A 23,282-nucleotide genomic window follows, 5' to 3' on the forward strand; every position below is an offset into this window, starting at 1 on the left:
ACAGATTCGTCGGCTGGTGTACACTCACGCGTCCGGATCGAATCTGAGGTTCAACCACCGAGGAGATTTCGTATGGCAATACAGGCGCATCTTGTTGAACTTGAACGTAAACACAAGATTCTCGAGAATGAATTGCACGAAGCGCTCGTGCACCTTTCCACAGACGACCTGCAAATTGTCGAGTTGAAGCGCCGCAAGTTGATGGTCAAGGATGAGATCGAGCGGTTGAAGCATACCGCCAGCGAAACTCTCCACTAACAGTCCAGCAAAGTATCGAAAGTCACCACACGGCCGGGTGGGTGCCGATGCGCTCATCCGCCCGCACGTGGCTTTTGTCAAAGCTCCACCAGCGCGCCGACATGATCGGCGATCGCGAGCGATGACGTCAGTCCCGGCGATTCGATACCGAACAGATTGATCAGCCCGGCGACGCCGTGATCGGCTGGGCCCTGGATCAGAAAATCCTGCGTAGCGACGGCCGGCGGCACGATTTTCGGCCGGATTCCGGAATAGCTCGGCATCAGCGCGCCGTCCGGTAGCGTCGGCCAGTAGCGCCGGATCGCGGGATAAAAACGCTCGGCGCGGGCCGGGTCCACCGCATAGTCGATGCTCTCGATCCATTCCACGTCGGGGCCGAAACGGGCCTGTCCCGCCATGTCCAGTGTCAAGTGCACGCCCAACCCGCCGGGCTCCGGCACCGGATAAATCAGGTGTGAAAACGGGGCCCGCGCGCTGCAGCTGAAATAATTGCCCTTGGCCAGATAGGCGCAGGGGATCAGCCCGATCGGCATGCCTTCGATGCTGCGCGCCAATGCGGGCGCGCCCAGCCCCGCCGCGTTGACGAGCAGGTTGCAGGCAAGCGTCATCGGCGCGTCGCCGCCAGCTTCGATTTCGATCCGGCCGGCGCCGATCCGGGCGCACAACAGCGGCGTGTGGAACGCATAGGCCGCGCCGGCTTCTTCCGCGTCGCCCCGCAGCGCCAGCATGTAAGCGTGGCTGTCGATGATGCCGGTGGACGGCGAGAGCAGGGCCGCATTGCAGTTGAGCGCCGGCTCCAGCGCGCGTGCCGCCTCGCCCGTCAGCAACTGCAGATCGTCGACGCCATTGGCTTCGGCATGCGCCCGGATCGACTGCAGTTTTTCGGTTTCGCTTGGTGTCGTCGCCACGATCAGCTTGCCGCAATTGCGATGGGGAATGCCGTGGTCGCGGCAATATTGGTAGAGCGCGCGCTTGCCGCTCACGCACATCTGCGCCATCAGGCTGCCGGCGCGGTAATAGATGCCGGCGTGGATCACCTCGCTGTTGCGGGAGGAGGTGACGGTGCCGATGCCCTCAGTGGCCTCGAGCACGATCACTTCGCGGCCCGTCTGGGCCAGCCGTCGTGCGACCGCGAGCCCGATCACCCCCGCTCCGACGACGACGCAATCGACCTTGTCCATGTCAGCTTCGGACCTGAGAATCTGGCGTGGAAATCGGCGCTTGCCACGCTCGGTAATCATCGTTTCGTCCGCCGGGGCAGTCAAACAACCCGTTGGTTTGCCTTGAAATACGCCGCGAACGCCGTGCCGTTAGTGAAGCATTAATCATGTCAGGCCAATTGCCGTAATTTGGGTCACATTTTAGAATTGCAGGGGTAGTCATTTACCCGATCCAAACCCGTCAAGCCAGACACTCCGCCGGCAAACCTCGGGTGGGTAATGGCTGACAGGAACCGGCAGGCAGAACGGAAGAATTCGATTCCGGCGCAGGCCCTCGTCTGTCTGCTCGCCATTGCTGCGCCGTGCGGACTTGCGTGGGCTGCCCCGCCTTCCGCGGGCTTTGCCCCGGCGAGCTATATCGGCGAATACGATCCCAATCTTGTGTGGGAGCTCCTGCTCGGGGGGATCGCCGCCGTCTCCTTCCTGGTAGCGATCGGGATCTGGATATTGACGGCGTTGCGCGGGGCCAAGAGCGCACAATTGCGGCGCAGCGCATTCATCAGCTCGGCGCTCAACACCCTCAACCAGGGCGTGATGATAACCAACGCGCAAAACCGCGTGGTCTTCTTCAACGACCGCTTTCTCGAAATGTATGGACTCAGCCGCGCCGAGATTCCGAGCTCGATGACCGGCCGCGAACTGCTCGAACTGCGCCGTGCACGCGGCCTGGTCAATCTCACCGTCGAGGAGTTCGGCAAGCTTGCCCGCCGCCCGGAAGGCGTCGTCACCGAACTGCCGGACGGGCGATCGGTGCTTTCCAAGATCTTTCGCCTGCCCAATGGCGGGACCATCGGCACGCATGAGGATTGCACGGAGCAGCGCCAGCTGTCGCGCAAACTGGCATCGACCACCAAATTTCTGGAATCGGTGCTCGACCACGTTCCGGTCTGCGTCGCCGCCAAGAACATCGAGGACGGCCGCTATATCTTCGCCAACCGTGCGTTCGAGCGATTCTCGCGCTTCTCCCGCGATCACATCATCGGCAAGCGCGCCGACGAAATCTTCCGGCCCGAAACTGCGAAGAGCATCGAGGTGGCGGACCAGGCGGCGCTAACGGCGCCGGAAGGCTATCATCGCGGCGAATACGTCGTCGAACGGGGCGACGACAAGCGCGTTCTCTCCTCCAATCGTGTGGTTGCGCGCAACGAGAACAACAAGCCAGAATTCCTGATCGCGCTGTTCGACGACGTCACCGATCGGCGGTCGCTGTCGCGCGAGCTCGAAAACACCAAGAAGTTCCTGGAACTGGTGGTGGACAACATCCCGGTGTCGCTGATCGTGGAGCGCATCAGCGACGGGCGGTATCTGCTCGCCAACCGCAGCGCCGAGACCATTCTCAATCGCCGCCGCGAGGATGCCACCGGCCTGACCGCCGCCGACATCTTCAATCCGCGCGAAGCCAAGCTGATCATCGCGCGCGACGAGGCCGCGATCAAGAAGCGCGGCCTGCTCACCGAAGAGCACCCGATCTCCACCAAGGACGGGCTGCGGCTGTTCCTGACCCGCCGCATGACGGTGCTCGACGAGGCCGGCGAGCCGCAATATCTGATCAAGACCCACGAGGACGTCACCGACCGCCGCCAGACCGAATCGCGGATGGCGCACATGGCCTATCATGACGGCCTGACCGATCTGCCGAACCGCGCCGCCTTCCTGCAGGCGCTGGCGCAGATGATCGAGGCCTGCGCCGGCACCGACGAGGAATTTGCCGTGCTGTGCGTCGATCTCGACGGCCTGAAGGAAATCAACGACGTGTTCGGCCATGCGATGGGCGACAAGCTCCTGATCGAGGTTGCGGGCCGCATCCAGGCCTGCGCCCGTGGCGGCGTGGTGGCCCGGCTGTCCGGCGACGAGTTCGGCCTTATCATCGACGGCAAGCAGCCGGAGGCGGGCAAGGCGCTCGCCGAAAAACTCGCGCAAACGCTGTCGGATGAATTCGTGATCGACGGCAAGTCGGTGCGCACCGGCGTCACCACCGGCATCTCGGTATTTCCGCATCACGGCTCCGACGCGGCTTCGCTGCTCGCCAATTCCGGCGCGGCGCTGTTCCGCGCCAAGCAGAAGTCGCGCGGCTCGATCAGCATCTTCGCGCCCGAGATGGACCAGCAGATCCGCGACCGCCGCGTGCTGCATCAGGACCTCTCGATGGCGATCCGGAACGGCGAGTTGTCGCTGTATTACCAGCCGCAGGCCGTGGCGGGGGCGACGGTTGCCGCCAGCAAGGTCATCGGCTTCGAGGCGCTGGCGCGCTGGATGCATCCGGTGCGCGGCTTCGTGTCGCCGGGTGAGTTTATCCCACTTGCCGAAGAGAGCGGCCTGATCGTCGAGATGGGAGTCTGGATCCTGCGCGAAGCCTGCCGGGAGGCCGCCTCCTGGCCGGTGCCGATGCAGATCGCTGTCAACCTGTCGCCGGCGCAGTTCATGCATGGCGACGTGGTCAGCCTGGTGCATTCGATCCTGCTCGAGACGGGCCTTGCGCCCGACCGGCTCGAACTTGAGATCACCGAAGGCGTGCTGATCGAGGATTTCGACCGCGGTCTTGCGCTATTGAGGCGGCTGAAGGCGCTCGGCGTGCGGATCTCGATGGACGATTTCGGTTCCGGCTATTCCTCGCTGAGCTATCTGCAGGCGTTCCCGTTCGACAAGATCAAGATCGACCGCACCTTCGTCATGAATCTCGGACGCAATCCGCAGTCGGCGGCGATCGTTCGCGCTGTCATCGATCTCGGCCACGGCCTCGAAATGTCGATCGTTGCCGAAGGCGTCGAGACCCAGGAGCAACTCGGCTTCCTCGCGGACGAGGGCTGCGACGCGGTGCAGGGCTATTTCCTTGGCAAGCCCCAGCCGATCGGGCACTACGCCGCGCTGGTCGGCCGCAGCGCCGCAAACGACGGCGAAACCGCACGCAAGCTCGCCAGCGCCTGATTTCGCTAAACCGTGTCACCTGCGCCGGGTAGCTTGATCCGATGATGCCATCGGCCGCGTGACCTCTCGGGCTTTCGGGTTTGAGTAGACGGGGGCATGGCTTGCCTTCCTTTGCAGGCCCGGATATTTTGGCGACATAGCTGGTTCGAGATAGGGAGGGCTGCGCGGTGACGACATTTTTCCGGCACTATCGCCAGCGTGGCCCCGTCAACGCCCTGCAAATGCGTTTGCAGGGCTGACCAGAGACTTTTTCGCAAATCTCTTCCTGGTCTGCCCCCGTGGCAATGCGACGTCGAACGTCTGATCGTTCGCGCCCGCATTTCAGTAGCTCGCCGCGCTCCACCACGAACATCCGATGATGGCTGCATGCCCCGGACGTTGTGTTGGCCGGCAAGACCAGGGAACGACCATGACCCTTATCAATATTCGTAATCTTGGCGTGACGCTGAATGCTCCGCTGTTTTCCCGACTGGACCTTTCCGTCAATGCTGGTGACCGCATCGGGCTCGTCGCAGCCAATGGACGCGGCAAGTCCACGTTACTGCGCTGCATTGCAGGCATGGCGGAGCCAAGCGATGGCGAGATCACCAGATCGCGCGGGCTGACCATCGGCTATATGGAGCAGGATGTACCGTTCGCGCTAGCGGATACGCCGCTCCATGCGGCGGTGCTCGACATGCTTCCCGTTGAACGACGGGCAAGCGAAGGCTGGAGGGTCGAAATTGCCCTGGAATCGCTTGATGTGCCTGAGGCGCTGCGGCAGAGGCCGCTGAAGCAGCTGAGCGGCGGCTGGCAGCGGTTTGCCATGCTTGCCCGCATCGTGGTGGCCGAGGCCGATGTGTTGTTGCTCGACGAGCCGACCAACCACCTGGACCTCGCCAGGATTTGTCAGCTTGAAGCGTGGCTGAACGCGCTGCCACGGGATATGCCGGTCGTCATATCGAGCCATGACCGCGCCTTTCTCGACGCAACCACGAACCGCACCGTATTTTTGCGCCCAGAGCGGTCGCAGATATTTTCGTTGCCCTATACGCAGGCTCGCGCCGCGCTGGGCGAGGTGGACGCATCGGATGAACGGCGCTACCGACGTGACCTGAAGGCTGCCGAGCAGCTTCGTCAGCATGCTGCAAAGCTCAACAATATCGGCGTCAATTCCGGTAGCGACCTTCTGTTGCAGAAGACGAAGCAACTGAAGCAGCGGGCCGAGAAGCTGGAAGAAGCGGCAAAGCCCGCCCACCTGGAACGATCCGCAGGGACGATCAAGCTCGCCAACCGCGGAACGCATGCCAAGGTTCTGATTGCACTGGACGATGCCGCCGTCGCTACCCCCGACGGCAGGTTGCTGTTCAAGACCGGCAAGCGGTTCATCTGCAAGGGGGATCGGATCGTGCTGTTGGGGCCGAACGGGGCCGGCAAGACCCGGCTTGTGGCGATGCTGCGTCAGGCGATCGAAAACCCGGAAGCCACGCAAGCCGGCATCAAGGTCGCGCAGTCGCTTGCGCTCGGCGTTTGTGAACAGAATCTTGCTGATCTTTCCGATGCCGACACGCCGATGCACACGATTGTCAGCCGTTTCGACGTTGGTGATCAGCGTGCGCGCGCATTGCTCGCCGGCTCCGGCCTGTCGGTTGCGATGCAAAGCCGTCCGACCGGCCGGCTTTCCGGCGGACAGAAGGCACGCCTCGGCATGCTTCTGCTGCGGCTCGCCCAGCCAAACTTCTATCTGCTCGATGAGCCTACCAATCACCTGGATATCGAGGGACAGGAGGCGCTGGAAGACGAATTGCTGGAGCATCAGGCAAGCTGCCTGCTGGTTTCACACGATCGCAACTTCGTGCGAACGGTAGGAAACCGGTTCTGGCTGATCGAAACGAAGAAGCTGGTGGAACTGGAAGGACCGGAGCGATTCTTCGCATCGATCGGTGCAACCGGTTAGATGCGTTTTCCAGCGAAGTGGAGACCGGTTCGTGTCAAGAAAACGCGTCAAAACAAAAATCTAGAGCCCCGTTCCGATTCCATCGGAACGGAAAAGGCTCTGGAGCAGGCGGCTGGCTGTTTTTGCCCGGACTTGATTCATTTCCGGGAACGACATCCTCTTTTGGCCATCATGCCCTAGTGTAGTGAACGCACGTTCCCTACTGTAGCCCTTGCGTATGGCGGACTACGATCTCGCGATCATTGGCGGCGGATTGAACGGCGTCAGCATCGCGCGCGACGCCGCCGGACGCGGCTTGCGCGTCATCCTGCTGGAGCAGGGCGATCTCGGTGCGGGCGCCTCCTCGGCCTCGCCGCGGCTGATCCATGGCGATCTGGCTAATCTGGAGCGCCGGCATTTTCTTCGCGTCCGTTCGGCGCTCGCCGAGCGCGACGTCTGGCTCAGGATCGCGCCGCATCTGGTGCGCGCGATGCGGTTTGCTATCCCTGCCCATTCCGACGAACGTCCGGCCTGGCAGTTGCGCTCATGGCTCCTGCTCTACGACCGGCTGGCCTCGCGCAGCGGTCTGCCGGCCTCGGCGACCGTCGATGTCACCCATCATCCCGTCGGCAACGCGCTGAAGCGGCCGTTCGGCACCGCTTTTGAGTATTCCGACTGCGTCGTCGACGATTCCCGGCTGGTGATCCTCACCGCCGTCGATGCCGCGGCGCGCGGCGCGGTGATTCGCACCGGCGCACGCTGCACCCGGGCCGAACGCGGCAAGGAATGGCGGCTGGTGACGAAAGATCGCGGCTTTCGCCAGATCGTCACGGCCAGGGCGGTCGCCAACGCCACCGGCGCCTGGACGCCGTCCGTCGCCGAGACGGTGTTGCGCGTGCCGCCGCCGAAGGTGGCCGCCGTACAGATGGACCAGATCGTCGTCCGCCGCCTGTTCGACAGCGACAACGTCTATGTGTTCCAGAACAGTGACGGACGGCTGATTTTCGCAAGTCCCTATGAGCGCGATTTTACCCTGATCGGCACCGCCAGCCATGCCTTCAAGGGCGATCCCGCCATCGTCGCGATGGCGGCAGGCGACGTCGCCTATCTCTGCGATGCGGCGAACCGCTATTTCCGCGAGCGGATCGAGACGGTCGACGTGGTGCGCACGCTTTCCGGCGCCAACATGGTGAGGAATCCCGCAGGCAGGCTTTCGCCGCGCGACGGGGCGATAACGCTCGACTACGGACGCGGCAAGGCGCCGCTGATCACGGTTTTCGGCGGCGACGTCACCACCTCGCGGCTGCGTGCGGAGAGGGCGGTCACGAAGCTTGCGCCGTTCTATCCGATGTCGGCGCGCTGGACCGCGAATGCGCCGCTGCCCGGCGGCGATTTTGCGTGGGACCGCTTCGACAACGAGGTCGACGAGGTACGCGAACGCTGGCGGTTTCTCGGCGAGGACCAGGCGAGGCGTCTGTTCGCCGCCTACGGGTCGGACGCCAAGGCGATCCTCGGCGACGCCAGAGAGCGCGGCGACCTTGGACCGTCGTTCGGGCCGGAATTGACGGGCGCCGAAGTGCGCCATCTCATGAGTAAGGAATGGGCGCGTTTTCCGGACGACATTTTGTGGCGGCGCACCAAGCTCGGCCTGACCATGCCGCCAGCGGATCGCGAGGCGCTGGGGGCGTTCATGGCAGAGTTCATGGCGACGAGCTGCGCCGGAGCGAAGTAATCCGGCGCGCCGGGCCCTCAAATCCGCGGCGCTGTTCCCCGCGCCGCCCGCGACCATGCCTCGTCACGCGCCGAAGGCCTGCGATCGAGCCGGGCCGCGATGCGTCGGGCCGCCTTGTCGCCCTGACCCGCGCGCAGGCACGCGACGATCAGCGTGTCCTCCCACAATTCACGCTGGGCGTGGCTGCCGCCGATCCGCGCAAGTTCGGAAATCGCAGGTTCGAGCAGGCGGACCGCGCCCGCGTTATCGCCCTCCGCAAACGCGCGGATGCCACGGCAGAGGTCGATCGCACAACCGCCCGGCACCAGCTTGCCGTCGGCGGCGCGCGCTTCCAGTTGGGCCAGTCGCGTGTCCAGCGCATCGCTGCCAATCATTGCAGTGGCCAATGCAAAGTGAACGTCGGCAAAATGCGCGCCCGCCTGCGGAAAGTATGTCTCGCCATAGGCCGCAACATCCCGCCAATGCGGCTCCAGCCCGGCTTGGCCGGCGAGCGACAACCGCCACAACAGCGAGGCGCCGTCGGTGAAGATGTTCAGCGGCGGATAGGGCCGGCCTGCCGGCTTGATATGCTGTTCGTAGATCGCAAGCGCACCATCAAGGTCGCCTTCGTCGAGGTTGGTCAGCGCGACGTGCCAGGCAAGATGCCCGTGCAGAAAACTCTTGCGATCATGCGCGGGCATCCATTGCGCGAGAAATTTGCGGCCCACCGCCATGTCGCCCTGCTCGAACATGGCGTGCGAGAGGCCATGCGCGGCGTTGGCGTTTTCGGAACGCAGCCCCATCGCGCGCTCGGACAGTGCCCGGCCGGTGGAGAGATTTCCCGCTTCGGTGTGCGACCAGCCGAGGTAACTGACAAACCACCAGTCCTCGCCATAGTGCCGCGCGTGGCGTTCGCAGATCGCGAGCTTGGCGGCATCGTGGTCGGGACGGCCAGAGAACGCGTAGAGGCCGAACGCGCCGAGCAGGATCGACAGCACTTGCGCGTCACGCGGATATTCCTCGAGATGCGCCTCGGCGCCGGTCACGGCGACTTTCGGCTTGCTCTCGATCACGGCGGCCATGATCTCGACATGGCTTTTTTCGCGTGAGGTCGCGCCGGCCGCCAGTTCACGGGCCTGCGCCGCCATGGCGCGCGCCTTGCCGCCTTCCATATTGAGCTGGTGCAGCCGCGCGCGGCCAATATGCGCCAGCGCAAAACCCGGATCTTCCGCGATCGCCTTGTCGAAAGCGTCCTCGGCGCCGTGCCAGGCCGACAGCATGCAGTCGACGCCATCGCGGTAATGCGCCGCGGCGCGATCGGAAGCGGTGGTCAGCGGGAGGTCATATCTGTCCCGGTTCATTGTTCTTGTCCTTGAGGCGATGGCATTCTCGCGTCTAGAAATCGAGCTTGTCGCGGACGGCGTCGATGCCCGCCTTGGCGCAGGCTTCGTCCGCGTCGCCGCCGGGGGCCCCCGAGACGCCGACGGCGCCCAGCAGCGTGCCTGCCGCTTCAACCGTCACTCCGCCGCCGACGATCACGGCACCGGGCAGATGGCGGATTCCGGCCTGCATCATCCCGGGTTGGCTGATGGCGTTGAGCTCGGTCGTGCTGGTGCGAAAGCTGGCCGCGGTCCAAGCCTTGCCTGAAGCGGTCGACACCGTGTGAGGGCCTGCAAAGCGGTCGCGCAGCAAGACCTGCGTGACGCCGAAGCGGTCGACGACGGCGACCGTCACCTGAAAGCCGCGCTTTTGGCAATCCGCCAGCGTCGCGCGCGCCAGATCGAGCGCCAGTTCGGGGCTCAGCGATTTGTAGGTTACGAGGGCTTCCTGTGCGGTGGCTATGCCGGCAAGCAGGGTAGAAATCGCGGCCGCAGCCAGCAGGATCCGAGCGGTCATCATATTCCTCCGCGATCTGTCATGCCGCGAGCAAGAGCGGGCTTTCTGCGAATTCCGAACCTTACCAGAGCCGTGACCCGCATCCATAATATTGTGGCTGCCGGTTCCGGGCCGGTTGAGCGGATGCCGATCCGCCGCTAGCGTGCGAGCCACGACGGGGCTGGCAGGTGGCATGACCGGGGATTCGCCTGATATCGATACGCCGAAAACCGATGCGGCAGCAGCGCCGGCGGGGCCTGTTTCGCCTGTCGATGTGGCGGTCGACATGCCGCTGCTCCGGATCGAGGGGGTCTCCAAAAAGTTCGGCACCTTCCGTGCGGTGGACCGGCTCTCGCTCGACATCGGGGCGGGCGAGTTCTTTGCGCTATTGGGCCCGAGCGGCTGCGGCAAGACCACGCTGCTAAGGATGCTTGCCGGCTTCGAGACGCCGGACGAGGGCCGCATCCTGCTTGGTGGCCGCGACATCGCGCCGGTGCTGCCGCACGAGCGGCCCGTCAACATGATGTTCCAGAACTACGCGCTGTTCCCGCATCTTTCGGTCCGGGACAATATCGCGTTCGGGCTGAAGCGCGCTGGCATGCCGCGCGCCACCATCGACAGCCGCGTCGCCGAGATGATCGCGCTGGTCAAGCTCGGGGGTATGGAGAAGCGCAAGCCCGATCAGCTTTCCGGTGGCCAGAAGCAGCGCGTGGCGCTGGCGCGCTCGCTGGCGCGGCGGCCCAAGGTTCTGTTGCTCGATGAGCCCCTGGCCGCGCTCGACAAGAAGCTGCGCGAGAGCACGCAACTGGAATTGATGGAGCTGCAGCGCCGGCTTGGCATGACCTTCATCATCGTCACCCACGACCAGGAAGAGGCGATGACGGTGGCGAACCGGATCGGCGTGATGGATGCCGGCCGCCTCGAACAGGTCGCGACCCCGCGCGACCTTTACGAGGCGCCCGCCACGCGCTGGGTCGCCGAGTTCGTCGGCGACGTCAACCTGTTCGACGGCGAGGTCACCTCGCACGAGCATCATCGCCTGACGGTTGCGACCCGGGATGGCGGCGCTATCGTGGTCGCGGAGCCGCGCCAGCCGGTTACCAAGACCGTCGTCACGGTTGCGATCCGCCCCGAGAAGGTAAAACTGTCGCGCCGCGGCCCGGCGTCGGACGCGGCCAATTCGCAGGCGATCAACCGGCTCGAAGGCGTTGTCACCGATGTCGGCTATCTCGGCGGCTCGACCGTCTACAAGGTCAAGCTCGATTCCGGCGCCGTGGTGCGCTCGTCGATGGCCAACACTGCGAGGATGGACAGGGACGCCTATAGCGCGGGCCAGCGCGTGGTGGCCTGGTTCACGCCCGACGATTGTGTGGTGCTGGAGCGATGAGCACGCGCCGCATCTTCGCGCAGCCGGCGCGCTATGCGGCGATTGCGCCCTATGTCTGGATGGTGCTGTTCTTCCTGGTGCCGTTCGGCTTCGTGCTGAAGATCAGCCTGTCGCAGACCGCGATCGCGCAGCCGCCCTATGTGCCCGTGTTCGATTTCACCGAAGGGTGGGCGGCGATCAAGGCGGCCTTCGCAGAGCTCTCGCTGGACAATTTCAGGCTGCTGGTCTCGGACAATCTCTACATCAGTTCCTATCTTCGCAGCCTCGTTGTCGCGGTCACCTCGACATTGATCCTGCTGTTGATCGGCTACCCCATCGCCTATGGCATGGCGCGGTTGCCGCAACGCTGGCAGGCGATTGCGATGATGCTGGTGATCGTGCCGTTCTGGACCTCGTTCCTGATCCGCATCTATGCCTGGATCAATATTTTGCAGCATGACGGGCTGCTCAACAAAATTCTCCTCGCATTGCATCTGGTCTCGACACCGGTGGTGTGGCTTTCGACCGACACCGCGATGTATATCGGCATCGTCTATTCCTATCTGCCATTCATGATCCTGCCGCTCTATGCGACGCTCGCCAAGATGGATCCATCGCTGCTGGAAGCCGCAAGCGACCTCGGCGCGTCGCCGGGGAGGGCGTTCTGGCTGGTGACGTTTCCGCTGTCCCTGCCAGGGGTCGGCGCCGGTGCGCTGCTCTGCTTCATCCCGATCGTCGGCGAGTTCGTGATCCCCGATCTGCTCGCCGGCTCCGGTTCGATGATGATCGGCCAGACGCTGTGGCTGGAATTTTTCACCAACAAGGACTGGCCGGTCGCCGCCGCAGCTGCAGTCGCGTTGCTGGTGCTGCTGGTGCCGCCATTGTTGCTCTACGACCGGCTGCAACGCCGTCAGCTCGGAGGGGCGAACTGATGGCTCGCAAGGTCGGCAAGATCTCGCCGTTCAACATCACCGCGCTCGCGCTCGGGATGGCGTTTCTGTACCTGCCGATCGTGATCCTCGTCATCTATTCCTTCAACGCCTCGCGGCTGGTCACGGTGTGGGGCGGCTGGTCGCTGCGCTGGTATTACGAATTCTTCAACGACCGCGCCATGCTGGATGCGGCCTGGATGAGCCTTCGTGTCGCCACGGTATCGGCCACATCAGCAACGCTGCTCGGCACGCTGGCGGCGGTGGGGCTGGTGCGCGGCGAGCGCTTCAGGGGCCGGTCGCTGTTTTCCGGCATGCTCTATGCGCCGCTGGTGATGCCGGAGGTGATCTCGGGGCTTTCTCTATTGTTGCTGTTCGTGGCGCTGAACGCCGAGCGCGGCTTCTGGACGGTGACGATCGCCCATACCACGCTGACCATGTGCTTCGTCACCGTGGTGGTGCAGTCGCGGCTCGCCTCGCTCGACCGCAGTCTCGAGGAGGCTGCGATGGACCTCGGCTGCGATCCAGTGCAGGCGTTCCTCTCGGTGACCTTGCCGCTGATCATCCCGGCGATTGCCGCCGGCTGGATGCTGGCCTTCACGCTCTCGCTCGACGATGTCGTGATCGCGAGTTTCACCACCGGTCCAGGCTCGGCGACGCTGCCGATCCGGATCTATTCCGAAGTGCGGCTCGGGGTAAAGCCCGAGATCAACGCGATCTGCACCATGGTGATCGCGCTGATCGCGGTGGTGATCGTGATCGCCTCGCTCGCCTCGAAACTGTCGAGCTCGCAAGGCGAGAGCGCGGCGCCGCTGTAAGAGCCGCCGCCTGTTTTCGCAAAGCGCTGACGCCTCGGCTCTGAAGCCCTGGCCACGCGCCTATCACGAAATCGTGCGGGTGCCGTTCTATTTGAACGTGTGCCAGTTCATACTCCTTCGCTTTCGTTGCAACGCAAAAATGATGGCGTTTGTTTGGAAGTCGTTTCGAAAATTCTTGTCGGCCTCACGCAATTTTTCGCCTGCTTCGTCACGTCAACGGGAGAATTCATTATGGCCAAGTCCAAGAAAGTTCTCGGCAAGTCATCCTCCGCAAGACCGTATTCGGATCGCATTTGCAATGTGGTGCCTTCGCGCAATACCGAAACCGACTGGTCGCCGTCCGATGCGATCGCCGCCGGGGCGGTGGATGCGCAGCTTGCGGCGCCGCCCGCCAGCGTCGACCTTCGCCAGCCCTGGTGGGACATCGGCAATCAGGAATCGACCGGCTCCTGCGTCGGCTGGGGTTCGACCGACGGCGTGGCGCGCTATCATTTCGTCAAGGCCAACCGGCTCGCCAAGACGGCGAAACTGTCCCCGCGATTCACCTGGATGGCGTCGAAGGAAACCGATGAATTCGTCTCCAGGCCGGAAACCATGATCGAAGGCGCCGGCACCAGCCTGAAAGCCGCGCTCGATATCCTGCGCAGATACGGCGCGGTGCCGGAAACGCTGCTGCCCTTCCACATCCAGACCAATATGTATCTCGGCGACGAGAACGTGTTCTACGCCACGGCGGCGACGCGGAAGATCGCCTCCTATGTCAACATGCAGCGCAATTTCGCGAGCTGGCGCTCGTGGCTGGCGAGCAACGGGCCGATCCTGGTGGCGCTCAATGTCGACCACACCTGGGACAACGCGACCGCAACCCATGGCAACCTCGATACCTTCATGCCGGCGACCATTCGCGGCGGCCATGCCGTCTGCTGCGTCGGATATACCGCCGAGCGCCGCTTCATCATCCGCAACAGTTGGGGTACGGGTTGGGGCGACAAGGGCTTTGCCTATGCCAGCGAGGCCTATATCAATGCCGGATTCTTCAACGAGAGTTATGGCGTGACGATCTGAGGCGGGGAGCTTGACGATCCCTTGAGCGGATGGAACCTTTCTAAGCTGGCGCGCGTTGCCGCGCTGTTGGGTGCAATCCTGTTGTTGCACCTCAGCGGCGCGGTCGCCGCCGAGACCGGGAAGGCGCAGGTCATGCAGTCGCTGACGGAAGCGGACAACGAGCGGACCGTCGAGTTGCGCGTCGGCGAGAGCGTTCGCCTGACCCTGCCGGAGAACGCGACCACCGGCTACCGCTGGGCGATCGACCGTCTCGACCGGGACGTCGTGGAGGAAGCCGGCTCGGAGCCGCATTATGGCGGCGGCGCGGTTGGCTCCGCCGGGCATGTCACGTTCGATTTCAGGGCGAAGAAGGCCGGCAGCGGCGAGGTCGTCCTGAAATACTGGCGTCACTTCGAGGGCGAAGGCTCGATCGTCAGGCGCTTTAGCGTCCGGATCAACGCCAAGCTCTAGATTCTTGTTTTGACGCGTTTTCTTCACGCGAACCGGTGTCCACCCACGGATCAAGTCCGAGGGCATGCTTCGCTTGCAAACGCTATCGCCGCATCACGACTTCACGGCGCCTGCGGTCAGTCCCCCCACCATGTAGCGCTTGAACGCGTAATAGATCGCGGCCGGCGGCAGCGCATAGATGAAGCCGGTGGTCATCAGCAATTCCCACGGCGAATCGTCGGCGGCCAGGAAGTTGCCGAGCGCGACGGGGAGCGTGATCTCGGTATCCTTCGAGAGCAGCAGGAAGGCGTAGAGATATTCGTTCCAGGCGAGCAGGATCGCGTAGGTGCCGATCGCCACCAGCGACGGCATCATCAACGGTACATAGACCAGCCGGAACAGTTGCAGCGTGGTGGCGCCGTCCATGGTGGCGGCTTCATCCAGTTCGACCGGCAGCTTGTCGGAGGCCTGCTTCAGCACCCAGATCGCGTAAGGGGAGGCGATCGTCACCATCGCGAGAATCAGCGACCAGTGATTGTTCAAGAGGCCGTAAGTGCCCATGGTGCGGTACATCGGCACGGCGAGGAACGCCGCCGGGATGAAATAGGTGAGCAGCGCGAGATTCATCACCCAGCGTCCGCCGGGCACGCGCAGCCGCGAGATCGAGAACGCCGCAGCGGTCGCGATCATCAAGGTCAGCGCGCCCGCCGAAAGCGCGATCACCACCGAATTGAAGAACTGGATCCAGAAATCGCGCAGGAAGTAGTGCTGCTGGTGGAACACGATGCTGAAATTATTCAGCGTCGGATGCGCGGGCCAGAGTTTTCCCGCGAACGCGTCCTCTTTCGGCGAGATCGCGAACAGGAACATGTGGTAGATCGGCACCATGGTCCAGATGAACACGGGAATGCCGATCAAGAGCAGTTTGGCTTCGGTGCCGATTTCGCGGAGTGTTGGCAGCTTCATCGCGACAACCGTTTCATCATGAAATAGACCAGCGGCAGCACGAAGGGCAGCGCGCAGACGATGGAGGCCATCGCGAGGCTGAGCTGGTCGAGCCGGAGATAGCGGATGCCGAGCGTGGCCAGCACATGGGTGAGGTCGGCAGGGCCGCCACCGGTGAGCAGGTAGACGCTGTTGAAGTCGCCGAGCGTCCAGATCATCGAGAGCAGCGTGCAGGTGACGTAGAGCGTCTGCATCGACGGCCAGGTAATGTAGCGGAATTTTTGCGACCAGCTCGCGCCGTCGACCTCGGCGGCTTCATAGAGGTCATGCGAGATCGCAAGGCGCCCGGTCATCAGGATCAGCGTCCAGAACGGCAGCGATTTCCAGATGTGCACGCCGATCGCCATGCTCAGCGCCACCGTCGGGTCGTTCAGCCAGTTCGGACCGTCCTCGCCGGTGAACTTGAAGATCAGCTGGTTGATCACGCCCCATTCCGGATTGAGCATGAAGCGCACGGAAAGGATGGTCGGGATCGACGGCACCGCCCACGGCAGGATGAACAGCACCGACAGCCATTTGATCCAGGTGCGCTGCTGGGCGAAGAAGCCGGACAAAAACAGCGCGATCGCCATTTTGATGTTGATGCCGATCACAAGGAAAATCAGCGTGTTGACGGCGGCGCGCGCGAAGATCGGATCGTGCCAGAGCGCGACATAGCTCGCCGGATGCCGCGCCAGCCACAGCCCGTAGCCGACCGGATAGACCACGAAGGCCAGGAACACGAGGATGTAGGGCGCCAGCAGTACGATGCCCCAGACCTGCGGTGTGGTCAGCCGGGCTGAGAGGGGCGGACCTGGTATTGCGTGATCGCCCGAAAGCGTGATTGCCATACGTCTACTCTTGCAGTCTTAGAACGAGATGTCGGCCGCGACTACGCCGTCGTCCCTGCCGAGTGCGCGGTTGCGCACGGAGCAGGGATCCATAGCCACAGGCGGTTGTTATTGCGCGAAAGCCGTTGACCAGCATCCTTCAAAACGACCGCCGCGGCGTATGGGTCCCTGCGTGCGCAGGGACGACGGACATACTTTTGCGGCGGCCGGCATCGTTTACATCAACCCGCGACCTGCTTGATGCGGGCGATCAGTTCGTCGACGGCCTTGTCGACCGGCACCTTCTCGCTCACCACGCGGTTCATCGCCTTGGCCCAGACGTTCTCGTTGTTGAGGATCGTGAACTTCCAGTTCCTGGTGAAGTCGAACGGCGTGGTGCCGCCGGTGAACTGATTGTACACGGCCTTGCGATGGCGGTCAGCCTGCCAGAACGGGCTCTGCTGGCTGGCCGTCGTCACCGGGAACCAGCGGCCGAGCGCGCCTTCGATATAAGGCCGGACGTTCTCTTCCTGCAGCAGGAACTTGATGAATTCCTTGCCCTCAGCCTTGTTCTTGGCGACCGTGAACATCAGCCCGGTCTTGACGTCGGAGCGGTACTTGATCGGCGTGCCGTCCGGCTTGTTGGGGAAGGAGGCGGTGATGATGGTCTCGTCATAGTTCTTCTTGCCGAGCGCGCGCTGTTCCGGCGTCAGCGCCGGGTTGTTGGCGTCGTCGAGCCATTTCGCCGCGATCGAGATCGTGAAATTGTGCGTCATCACGATGGTCTTGTTGTGGAAGGCGACGTTGTTGTCCGGGTCCTTCCAGGTGGTGGAGGAGGGCGGCGTGCAGCCCTTGATATAGGTATCGGTGTAATCCTTCATCGCCTTGATGAGGTTCTCGCGCACCTTGGGATCGTCGACCAGGAGCTTGCCGTCGTCGTCGACCAGCTTGACGTTGTAGGCGTCCATGAAGGTGTAGAACGACTGGAAGGAGTCGGTGGATTCCACGCCCATCGGCTGGCCGACGGCGTAGACGCGCTGACCGGTGGCCTTGCGGATCGCCGGCTGCACCTTGTCGCACCAGAACGACCAGTAGTCTTCCCACTTGGTCGGGATATCGCTCTGCTTGAAGCCGGCCTGCTCCAGCATGTCCTGCCAGATCTGGACGTGCATGCTCTGCTGCTTCAGCGGGAAGCCGTAATAGGCCTTCTTCTTGGCGACGTCGTTATAGAGCAGCGCGGTTTCCAGCGTGTTCGGCGCGAACGCAGATTTCATCGGCGTCAGGATATCGCCGAGGTCCTCGAGCTTGCCCTCGAACGCCCATTTGCCCTGCGCCTGCACGTCATAGCTGTCGGAATAGGCGACATCGGGCACGGTGCCGGAATCCAGCGCCGCCACCGTCTTCGGGATCATGTCCTGAATGGCGTATTGCGACAGTTCGACCTTGATCCCGGTCTTGGCCTCGAATTTCTTGATCGCCTCCAGAAGCGCGTCGTCCTCGGATTTGTAAAAGCCCTTGCCGAACCAGACGGTGATGGTCTTTTGCTGGGCCAGCGCGGGTGCAGTGGCGTAAAACAGCCCGACCGCAGCGACCGCGAGTGAAAGCCCACCTAATTTTTTGGATATCACGTTGTTCTCCCTTGTAACGCCGGCTTATTAACCGGTTGGATAAAAGACTAGCCCATGCGCGCGGCGCGATCCAGATGGGGCAAGGCAGACTTCTGTAGGGGGACATTCCGGGCGCAAATGCGGCAAACCATCCGCGTGTACCCCGGCGTTTTGGTTCAATCATTTTTGGTTCAATCATTTACGCCCTCGGATACCGAAGGCCGGGGGGAGGATGGCTGACCAAGGCGCGGGCCCGCGATCTCGCAGCGCAGAGCGCGCCCGAGACTTGGCCGAAGCTCTCGCCCAATGAGGGCGGGGGAATGCGGACTCGTGAAAGCAATGCGGGATCCACTTGCTGGCTGAGTGGCCGTCAACGAATGCCGCCAAGCCGAGGCCATGAATTGAACGTGGGCGTTGCATAGGACGGCAGAGAGCGACGCTGCAGGGCCGGCGCTGGGCCGATCTGTGCTAAGCTTCTTTCAACACGTGGTTGGTTGGAGTGCGCGGAGAGGATTGTGAGGCGACGTGAGTTCATCGCGCTCCTCGGCAGCGCGGCGGCGATCCGGCCACTCGGCGCGCATGCCGAGCGTCCGACAGCGCGCATCCTCTATTTCACATACTCGGCCGGCTACCGGCATGATGTCATACCGCTTTCCAGGACAATCCTGACCCAGCTTGGAAACAATTCGGGTGTCTTTGAAGTCACTGCAACGGAAGACATGTCTGAATTTTCTCCCGAAAACCTCGAGCGCTACGCCGCGGTGATGTTCTACACGTCAGGAGAACTTCCGATGCGCGACGCGCAAAAGACAGCTCTTCTCAACTTCGTGCGTTCGGGCCGCGGGTTTCTCGGCGCTCATTCGGCGACGGACACATTCTACACTTGGCCGGACTATCTCGATCTGGTCGGCGGCTACTTTAATGGTCATCCCTGGCATCAGGCCGTGACAATCGAGGTGGTTGATCCCCGCGATCCCCTGGTGGCTTTTCTCGGGAATTCATTGCAAGTCGAGGACGAGATCTACCAAATCAGCGACTTCGACTATCGTAGATCACGCGTGCTCCTGCGCCTCGACCCAAGCTCGGTGGACCTTGGCAGGACCGGCGTGCATCAGCGATTTTATGGTTGGCCTCTCGCCTGGACCCGCCTCTACGGCGAGGGACGCGTATTCTATACGGCGCTAGGCCACGAGCCGTCAGTTTGGCAGGACGCCCGCTACCAGCGAATCCTCACGAACGCCATCCTCTGGTCTATTCGAAGGTCGCCCTAGCAAGCAGCGAGTAGCAAGTAGCCCGCATGAGCGCAGCGATATGCGGGATTTAAAGATAGACCCGGAGGCCGCGGAGCCTGTCATCGGTCGCTCATCCGGGCTCCGCTTGCTTCAAAACGAGTTCGCCAATTCGATCTCCGCCTTCAGCGCCGTAATCCGCCGCTCGGCTTCCCTTGCCGTCAGGTTCTGCTCGAACAGTTTTGGCTGATACGCCTCGGCGCTGAGCGTGCGCAGCGTCGCCAGTTGGCGGCGCGTCATCGGGGCGTCGACCTGGTCGGGGAGGCGGGGCATTCCGGAACTCCAAAGAATCTTCGAATGGACCCGACTCTTAACTTGAAATTTGTTCTTTATTTGTTCTTATAGGGTTCAACCGCAGCGAGGTGGCCCCATGGACAATAAGCTCAACGAAATTCGCAGGAAAATCAAATTCTTACGGGCGGAGATGCTGGGCGCGGAGGACAATATCCGCAAACGGGTCAACCGGGATGAGGACTGCTCGGAAGCCGCGGTTCACCTGATGTCCATGCGCGTTGTCATGCTTGGTCTCATCGCCGAGCGGAACCGGCTCGGCGGCGAAGAGCGGCTGCTCAATGTCGATGAGCGGCTGAAGCTGGATGTCCGCGCGGCCAGCAGAAAACCCGCGAATGCGGCGCCGATGCATTTCCCGGCGAAAGCCTGCGGCGGACCTGATCCGGGGTGGGGACCGGCTCGCGTCAAGAAAACGCGTCCAATCAAAAATCCGGAGCCTCGTTCCGATTCAATCGGAATGGAAAAGGCCCGAGGCCGCCGTGAGCGATGAGACGATTCAAGCCCTGCGCCGGCGGATTGGCGAACTGGACCAGCTTGCGCGCCGGCTCGATCAATCCGGCCTGGACAACGCGCGGGCGCAGCTTCTGCTCTCGCGCAAGCGGGCGGAGCTGGAAGATTTCATCAACAGGGGCCAGCGATGTCAGCACCGCTCAGATGGTACGACCACAACGCGGATAACCCGCCGTGGATAAAAGCCCTGGCGGAGGTCCGCATAAGAGCGACGCGGGAAGGGTGGTGCCACGCGCATGTGCAGGCGATCATCGTTGCGATCGACCAGTATGCCGAAGCGGCGCTGGGTAACCGGAGTTATTTTCTCAACAAGCCGTATGGGGTTGGTGGCGGCAGGGGCGAGAACGTGCCGTAATTGGAGGGGTTTGTTGAATTGCAGCAAGTAGCCCGCATGAGCAAACAAGACCCTGGATGTCACGGAGCCTGTCATCACTGCGCGAGCGCAATTGCGCTCGTCGCGGGCGCGCATTCGTGCGTCCTGTTGGCTCATCCCGGCTACGCTTGCTACCAGCCGCGAATGATGAACCTTGGTCCGCCGTAGCCGCGATCGTAGTAGCCGGGGCCAGCGTAGTAGTTGTAGCCCCGGCCGGGGAAGTAGCTGGGGTCTTAGTAATAGCGCACGACATAGCGCGGTCCTCGGGTCCGCCAGCAGCGTCCATAATACTCGTTGCAGACCAGACCGACCTGGTCGACGTTGGAGGCTTCGGCGGAGCCGATCGTCGTCCGTTGAGGGGGGCGGCGGAAGCGGCGGACGCGAGCAGCGCGGCACCGAATGCGCCCAGTGCGATGGCCTTCATGGAGTTCTCCCTTGGGCGAGACTATCGATCTCTATGACGCGGTGTTCCGGGACTCAACCCTGGCCTCGAACACGGATTCCCGGAATGCTGGCCGTGCGGCAGGTCGAGATCAGCAAGTAGCCCGCATGAGCGATATGCGGGATCTGCGACAAGATCCCGGATGTCGCGGAGCTTGTCATCACTGTGCGAGCGCAATTGCGCTCGTCGCGGACGCGCATTCGCGCGACCCGTTGGCGGATCCGGGCTACACTGCCCTTACATAGATAGAAAGCTAGTTCGCTTTCGCGCCAGCCGATCCATTCGCCGGCACCGCGGCCTCCGGCACCGCCTGCCGCGGTCCGCCACCGGTAAACCGCTCGATCACCGAGCGCACCGCATCGCGCGTCTTGCGGTCCTTCACCGCATCGAGCAATGGCGCCGCGCCGGGCGAGCGGCGGATCAGGCTTTCCGGATCGGGGAATACCAGGGGATCGTCCCACGGGCCCTGCACCACGAAGGGCAGCTCAAATCCCTTGTCGCCGCCGGTGGCCGCCGAGGTCAGGCTGGCGACGCCCTTGAGATCGTATTCGCGGGCCGGCACGGAAGCGGTGCCGGTCAGGGTCAGGCGCGTCGTCGGTCCGTCGACGCGGACATCCTCGACGGTGGCAATGCCGTCGTTGAAGCGCACCGAGACCGTGAGATTGTCGTAGGGCGTCGAACCTGAGCGCAGATTGCCGCCGCCGGATAGCGGCCGGCGCTCCAGCCGCTTCAGGAGTTGTTCGACATTGAAGCCCGCGATCGCGCCGTCATGGCCGATCAGGGTAGCGGTGCCGTCGAGCGAGGAGGCGAGGCCGAACGGGCTCGAGCCGGAAGCCAGCAGCGAAACCCCGAGATTGCCGCGGCCGGACAGTTTTGTGATGCCGAACAATTCGTTGGCGCAGGCCTGCAGGTCGACATCGGTGAACTGGAACTGCGCCTTGACGTCGGCGATCGCGTCCGAACGCGCGATCCCGAACGAGCCCTTGGCGATGCCGCCATACATCTGCGCTTCGCCGATCGAGAGCGCCAGCGCGCCGCCGCGCAGGTTCGCGCCAAACGCGGTGTGGCCGAGCTTTGTGGGGCCGACCGTCACCCGCGCCGCCGACAGGCGCATGTCGAGATCGGTGGCGGAAAGCGAGGTGAGGTCGAACAATTGCCGGTTCCAGTCGCGGGCGCCGCTCGCAAGCAGGCGCACGGTGGAGATATAGGGCGTGAAATCGAGGTTGCCGGCGGCGAGCGTCGCCTGCATCGCCTGGCGGCCATTATTGGCAAACGTCATCACGCCCTCGGCGACGTTGCCGTCGAGTTCGACATTCACGTTGGTCAGCGCAACCGAGGCGCCGACGACATTGGCGCGCGCCTTCAGCGCGAAGCGGCCGAAGCCGCCGCTGCCGGGCACCGGCTGTCCCATCCAGCGCATCGCATTGCGCAGCGACAGGCTGTCGACGGTCACCGTGCCTTCCATCATCAGGCTGGTGCGGTTGGCGACCGAGCCGTCGAAGGCCAGTTTCAGCGGCGCGCTGACGATGCGCGCCTTCAGGCCCGAGCGGTCGCCCGACAGCATCGCGACGAAGTCGCCGGCCGAGATCGAGCCGTCGACGCGCTCGCCGCGCCAGTCGAATTGTCCCGTCGCCGCGAACGAGCGCGAGATCGACGGCCAGGCCAGCGACAGATCGATGTCGCCGAGCTGCTCTTTGACGTTGTTGGCGGCGTCCTCATATTTGAGCACGCCGTCCTGAATCCTGATTTCGGAAAACGACACCTGGTTTTCGGCGCCGGGCTTCATCGTGCGCGCGATCCGCTCGACGAACGGCGTCCAGTTGCTCTCGCCGCCTGCTTCCCTGATGACGCGGATATGCGGCCGCAGCATCATGACATCGGCGATTTCGAAGCGGCGCAGCAGCAATGGCAAGAGGCGCAGGTTCGCGGTCAGCACATCGACCTGCAGCGCGGGGTCCATGGTGCCGCCGCCCTTCAGCCCGACATTGTGAAAGGAGACGTAGCTGCCCGGAAACACCGAAACGTCGATCGCGCCCGACACGACCAGATCGAGCCCGGTGACATTGCGGATCTGCGCCTCGACCGCCTGCCGCAGCGCGTCGCGGTTGAGGAACCAGGACGTGCCGATCAGGCCGGTCAAAGCCACGCCGAACAAGGCCGCAACCGGCATCCCCAGGCGCTTCATTCCTTGGGCCATCGTCAATGACATATCCGGATCTGACTACACCGAAGTCGGGTTGTTGATTAATGGGCGCTGATCAGGGCAGGCGGTGCATCGGTAAGCCCCTGCCAACCCACGCAACTTGAAGCGTTTTCTTGACGCTTTCAAGGCCATCCCGGCCGGTTCCTGTGTGGAGATCACAGTCAATGCCGGTTGCCGACGACCGGATGGCCGGCCTACCCCGGATGCGACCAGAGGCCCCGGATGCTGACCGGAGTATTTCA

The 23,282-nt window shown here is 63.2% G+C and carries 20 protein-coding genes; 12 read left to right on the forward strand and 8 right to left on the reverse strand.

The window, feature by feature from the left end:
* Positions 1-72: 72 nt before the first annotated feature.
* Positions 73-258, forward strand: coding sequence for a YdcH family protein (locus JQ624_RS12800; RefSeq protein ID WP_212419234.1), 186 nt, complete (start codon positions 73-75; stop codon positions 256-258).
* A 77-nt stretch (positions 259-335) separates the two neighbouring features.
* Here the strand turns inward: JQ624_RS12800 and JQ624_RS12805 are convergent, their stop codons facing one another.
* Positions 336-1,439 (reverse strand): NAD(P)/FAD-dependent oxidoreductase, encoded by a 1,104-nt coding sequence (locus JQ624_RS12805; RefSeq protein ID WP_212419235.1) that lies wholly within the window; start codon positions 1,437-1,439, stop codon positions 336-338.
* A 258-nt stretch (positions 1,440-1,697) separates the two neighbouring features.
* Here JQ624_RS12805 and JQ624_RS12810 point away from each other — a divergent pair, with 258 nt between their 5' ends.
* The 3 genes from JQ624_RS12810 to JQ624_RS12820 all read left to right on the forward strand — a co-directional run bounded on the left by JQ624_RS12810 (position 1,698) and on the right by JQ624_RS12820 (position 8,050).
* Positions 1,698-4,403, forward strand: a complete 2,706-nt coding sequence (locus JQ624_RS12810) for an EAL domain-containing protein (RefSeq protein WP_212419236.1) — start codon at positions 1,698-1,700, stop codon at positions 4,401-4,403.
* 409 nt (positions 4,404-4,812) lie between these two features.
* Positions 4,813-6,339: an ABC-F family ATP-binding cassette domain-containing protein gene (locus JQ624_RS12815; RefSeq protein ID WP_212419237.1), complete on the forward strand. Its 1,527-nt coding sequence runs from the start codon at positions 4,813-4,815 to the stop codon at positions 6,337-6,339.
* 217 nt (positions 6,340-6,556) lie between these two features.
* Complete coding sequence (locus tag JQ624_RS12820; protein WP_212419238.1) at positions 6,557-8,050, forward strand: glycerol-3-phosphate dehydrogenase; 1,494 nt, start codon at positions 6,557-6,559, stop codon at positions 8,048-8,050.
* A 17-nt stretch (positions 8,051-8,067) separates the two neighbouring features.
* On the opposite strand, the gene JQ624_RS12825 is transcribed toward JQ624_RS12820, so the two are convergent.
* Together JQ624_RS12825 and JQ624_RS12830 are read right to left on the reverse strand one after the other, a co-directional pair.
* A complete protein-coding gene (locus JQ624_RS12825; RefSeq protein ID WP_249129759.1) occupies positions 8,068-9,390 on the reverse strand; it encodes a tetratricopeptide repeat protein in 1,323 nt (440 codons plus the stop codon).
* A 34-nt stretch (positions 9,391-9,424) separates the two neighbouring features.
* On the reverse strand, positions 9,425-9,925 hold the full coding sequence (locus JQ624_RS12830; protein WP_212419239.1) for a heme-binding protein: 501 nt from the start codon (positions 9,923-9,925) through the stop codon (positions 9,425-9,427).
* A gap of 172 nt (positions 9,926-10,097) precedes the next feature.
* Here JQ624_RS12830 and JQ624_RS12835 point away from each other — a divergent pair, with 172 nt between their 5' ends.
* The 5 genes from JQ624_RS12835 to JQ624_RS12855 all read left to right on the forward strand — a co-directional run bounded on the left by JQ624_RS12835 (position 10,098) and on the right by JQ624_RS12855 (position 14,532).
* Positions 10,098-11,291: an ABC transporter ATP-binding protein gene (locus JQ624_RS12835; protein WP_212419240.1), complete on the forward strand. Its 1,194-nt coding sequence runs from the start codon at positions 10,098-10,100 to the stop codon at positions 11,289-11,291.
* On the forward strand, positions 11,288-12,202 hold the full coding sequence (locus JQ624_RS12840; protein ID WP_212419241.1) for an ABC transporter permease: 915 nt from the start codon (positions 11,288-11,290) through the stop codon (positions 12,200-12,202). Before JQ624_RS12835 ends, JQ624_RS12840 begins: the two co-directional genes overlap by 4 nt.
* Positions 12,202-13,017, forward strand: coding sequence for an ABC transporter permease (locus JQ624_RS12845; protein WP_212419242.1), 816 nt, complete (start codon positions 12,202-12,204; stop codon positions 13,015-13,017). The genes JQ624_RS12840 and JQ624_RS12845 overlap by 1 nt, the downstream gene beginning before the upstream one ends.
* Positions 13,018-13,248: 231 nt before the next feature.
* Positions 13,249-14,082 carry a C1 family peptidase gene (locus tag JQ624_RS12850; RefSeq protein WP_212419243.1) on the forward strand — a complete coding sequence of 278 codons (834 nt, stop codon included), beginning with the start codon at positions 13,249-13,251 and terminating at the stop codon, positions 14,080-14,082.
* A gap of 21 nt (positions 14,083-14,103) precedes the next feature.
* Positions 14,104-14,532 (forward strand): protease inhibitor I42 family protein, encoded by a 429-nt coding sequence (locus JQ624_RS12855; protein WP_212419244.1) that lies wholly within the window; start codon positions 14,104-14,106, stop codon positions 14,530-14,532.
* A gap of 93 nt (positions 14,533-14,625) precedes the next feature.
* Here the strand turns inward: JQ624_RS12855 and JQ624_RS12860 are convergent, their stop codons facing one another.
* From JQ624_RS12860 to JQ624_RS12870, 3 genes are all read right to left on the reverse strand, one after another.
* On the reverse strand, positions 14,626-15,477 hold the full coding sequence (locus JQ624_RS12860) for a carbohydrate ABC transporter permease (RefSeq protein WP_212419245.1): 852 nt from the start codon (positions 15,475-15,477) through the stop codon (positions 14,626-14,628).
* The gene (locus JQ624_RS12865; RefSeq protein WP_212419246.1) at positions 15,474-16,346 is read right to left on the reverse strand and encodes a carbohydrate ABC transporter permease; all 873 of its coding nucleotides are present in this window, start codon (positions 16,344-16,346) and stop codon (positions 15,474-15,476) included. The genes JQ624_RS12860 and JQ624_RS12865 overlap by 4 nt, the downstream gene beginning before the upstream one ends.
* Before the next feature lie 221 nt (positions 16,347-16,567).
* Positions 16,568-17,953: an ABC transporter substrate-binding protein gene (locus JQ624_RS12870; RefSeq protein ID WP_212419247.1), complete on the reverse strand. Its 1,386-nt coding sequence runs from the start codon at positions 17,951-17,953 to the stop codon at positions 16,568-16,570.
* A gap of 494 nt (positions 17,954-18,447) precedes the next feature.
* On the opposite strand from JQ624_RS12870, the gene JQ624_RS12875 reads away from it, so the two are divergent.
* Positions 18,448-19,203 carry a ThuA domain-containing protein gene (locus JQ624_RS12875; protein ID WP_212419248.1) on the forward strand — a complete coding sequence of 252 codons (756 nt, stop codon included), beginning with the start codon at positions 18,448-18,450 and terminating at the stop codon, positions 19,201-19,203.
* Positions 19,204-19,314: 111 nt separating this feature from the next.
* Here JQ624_RS12875 and JQ624_RS12880 read toward each other — a convergent pair whose 3' ends face one another.
* Positions 19,315-19,494, reverse strand: coding sequence for a DUF3072 domain-containing protein (locus tag JQ624_RS12880; RefSeq protein WP_249129761.1), 180 nt, complete (start codon positions 19,492-19,494; stop codon positions 19,315-19,317).
* A 49-nt stretch (positions 19,495-19,543) separates the two neighbouring features.
* Here JQ624_RS12880 and JQ624_RS12885 point away from each other — a divergent pair, with 49 nt between their 5' ends.
* Both JQ624_RS12885 and JQ624_RS12890 read left to right on the forward strand, forming a co-directional pair.
* Entirely contained in the window at positions 19,544-20,002 is a 459-nt protein-coding gene (locus JQ624_RS12885; RefSeq protein WP_212419249.1) for a hypothetical protein, read from the forward strand.
* A gap of 147 nt (positions 20,003-20,149) precedes the next feature.
* A complete protein-coding gene (locus JQ624_RS12890; protein ID WP_212419250.1) occupies positions 20,150-20,377 on the forward strand; it encodes a hypothetical protein in 228 nt (75 codons plus the stop codon).
* A gap of 713 nt (positions 20,378-21,090) precedes the next feature.
* On the opposite strand, the gene JQ624_RS12895 is transcribed toward JQ624_RS12890, so the two are convergent.
* Positions 21,091-23,034, reverse strand: coding sequence for an AsmA family protein (locus JQ624_RS12895; RefSeq protein WP_212419251.1), 1,944 nt, complete (start codon positions 23,032-23,034; stop codon positions 21,091-21,093).
* Between the last annotated feature and the right edge of the window lie 248 nt (positions 23,035-23,282).

Source organism: Bradyrhizobium sp. AUGA SZCCT0283 (genome assembly GCF_018130385.1).
GTDB lineage: Bacteria > Pseudomonadota > Alphaproteobacteria > Rhizobiales > Xanthobacteraceae > Bradyrhizobium.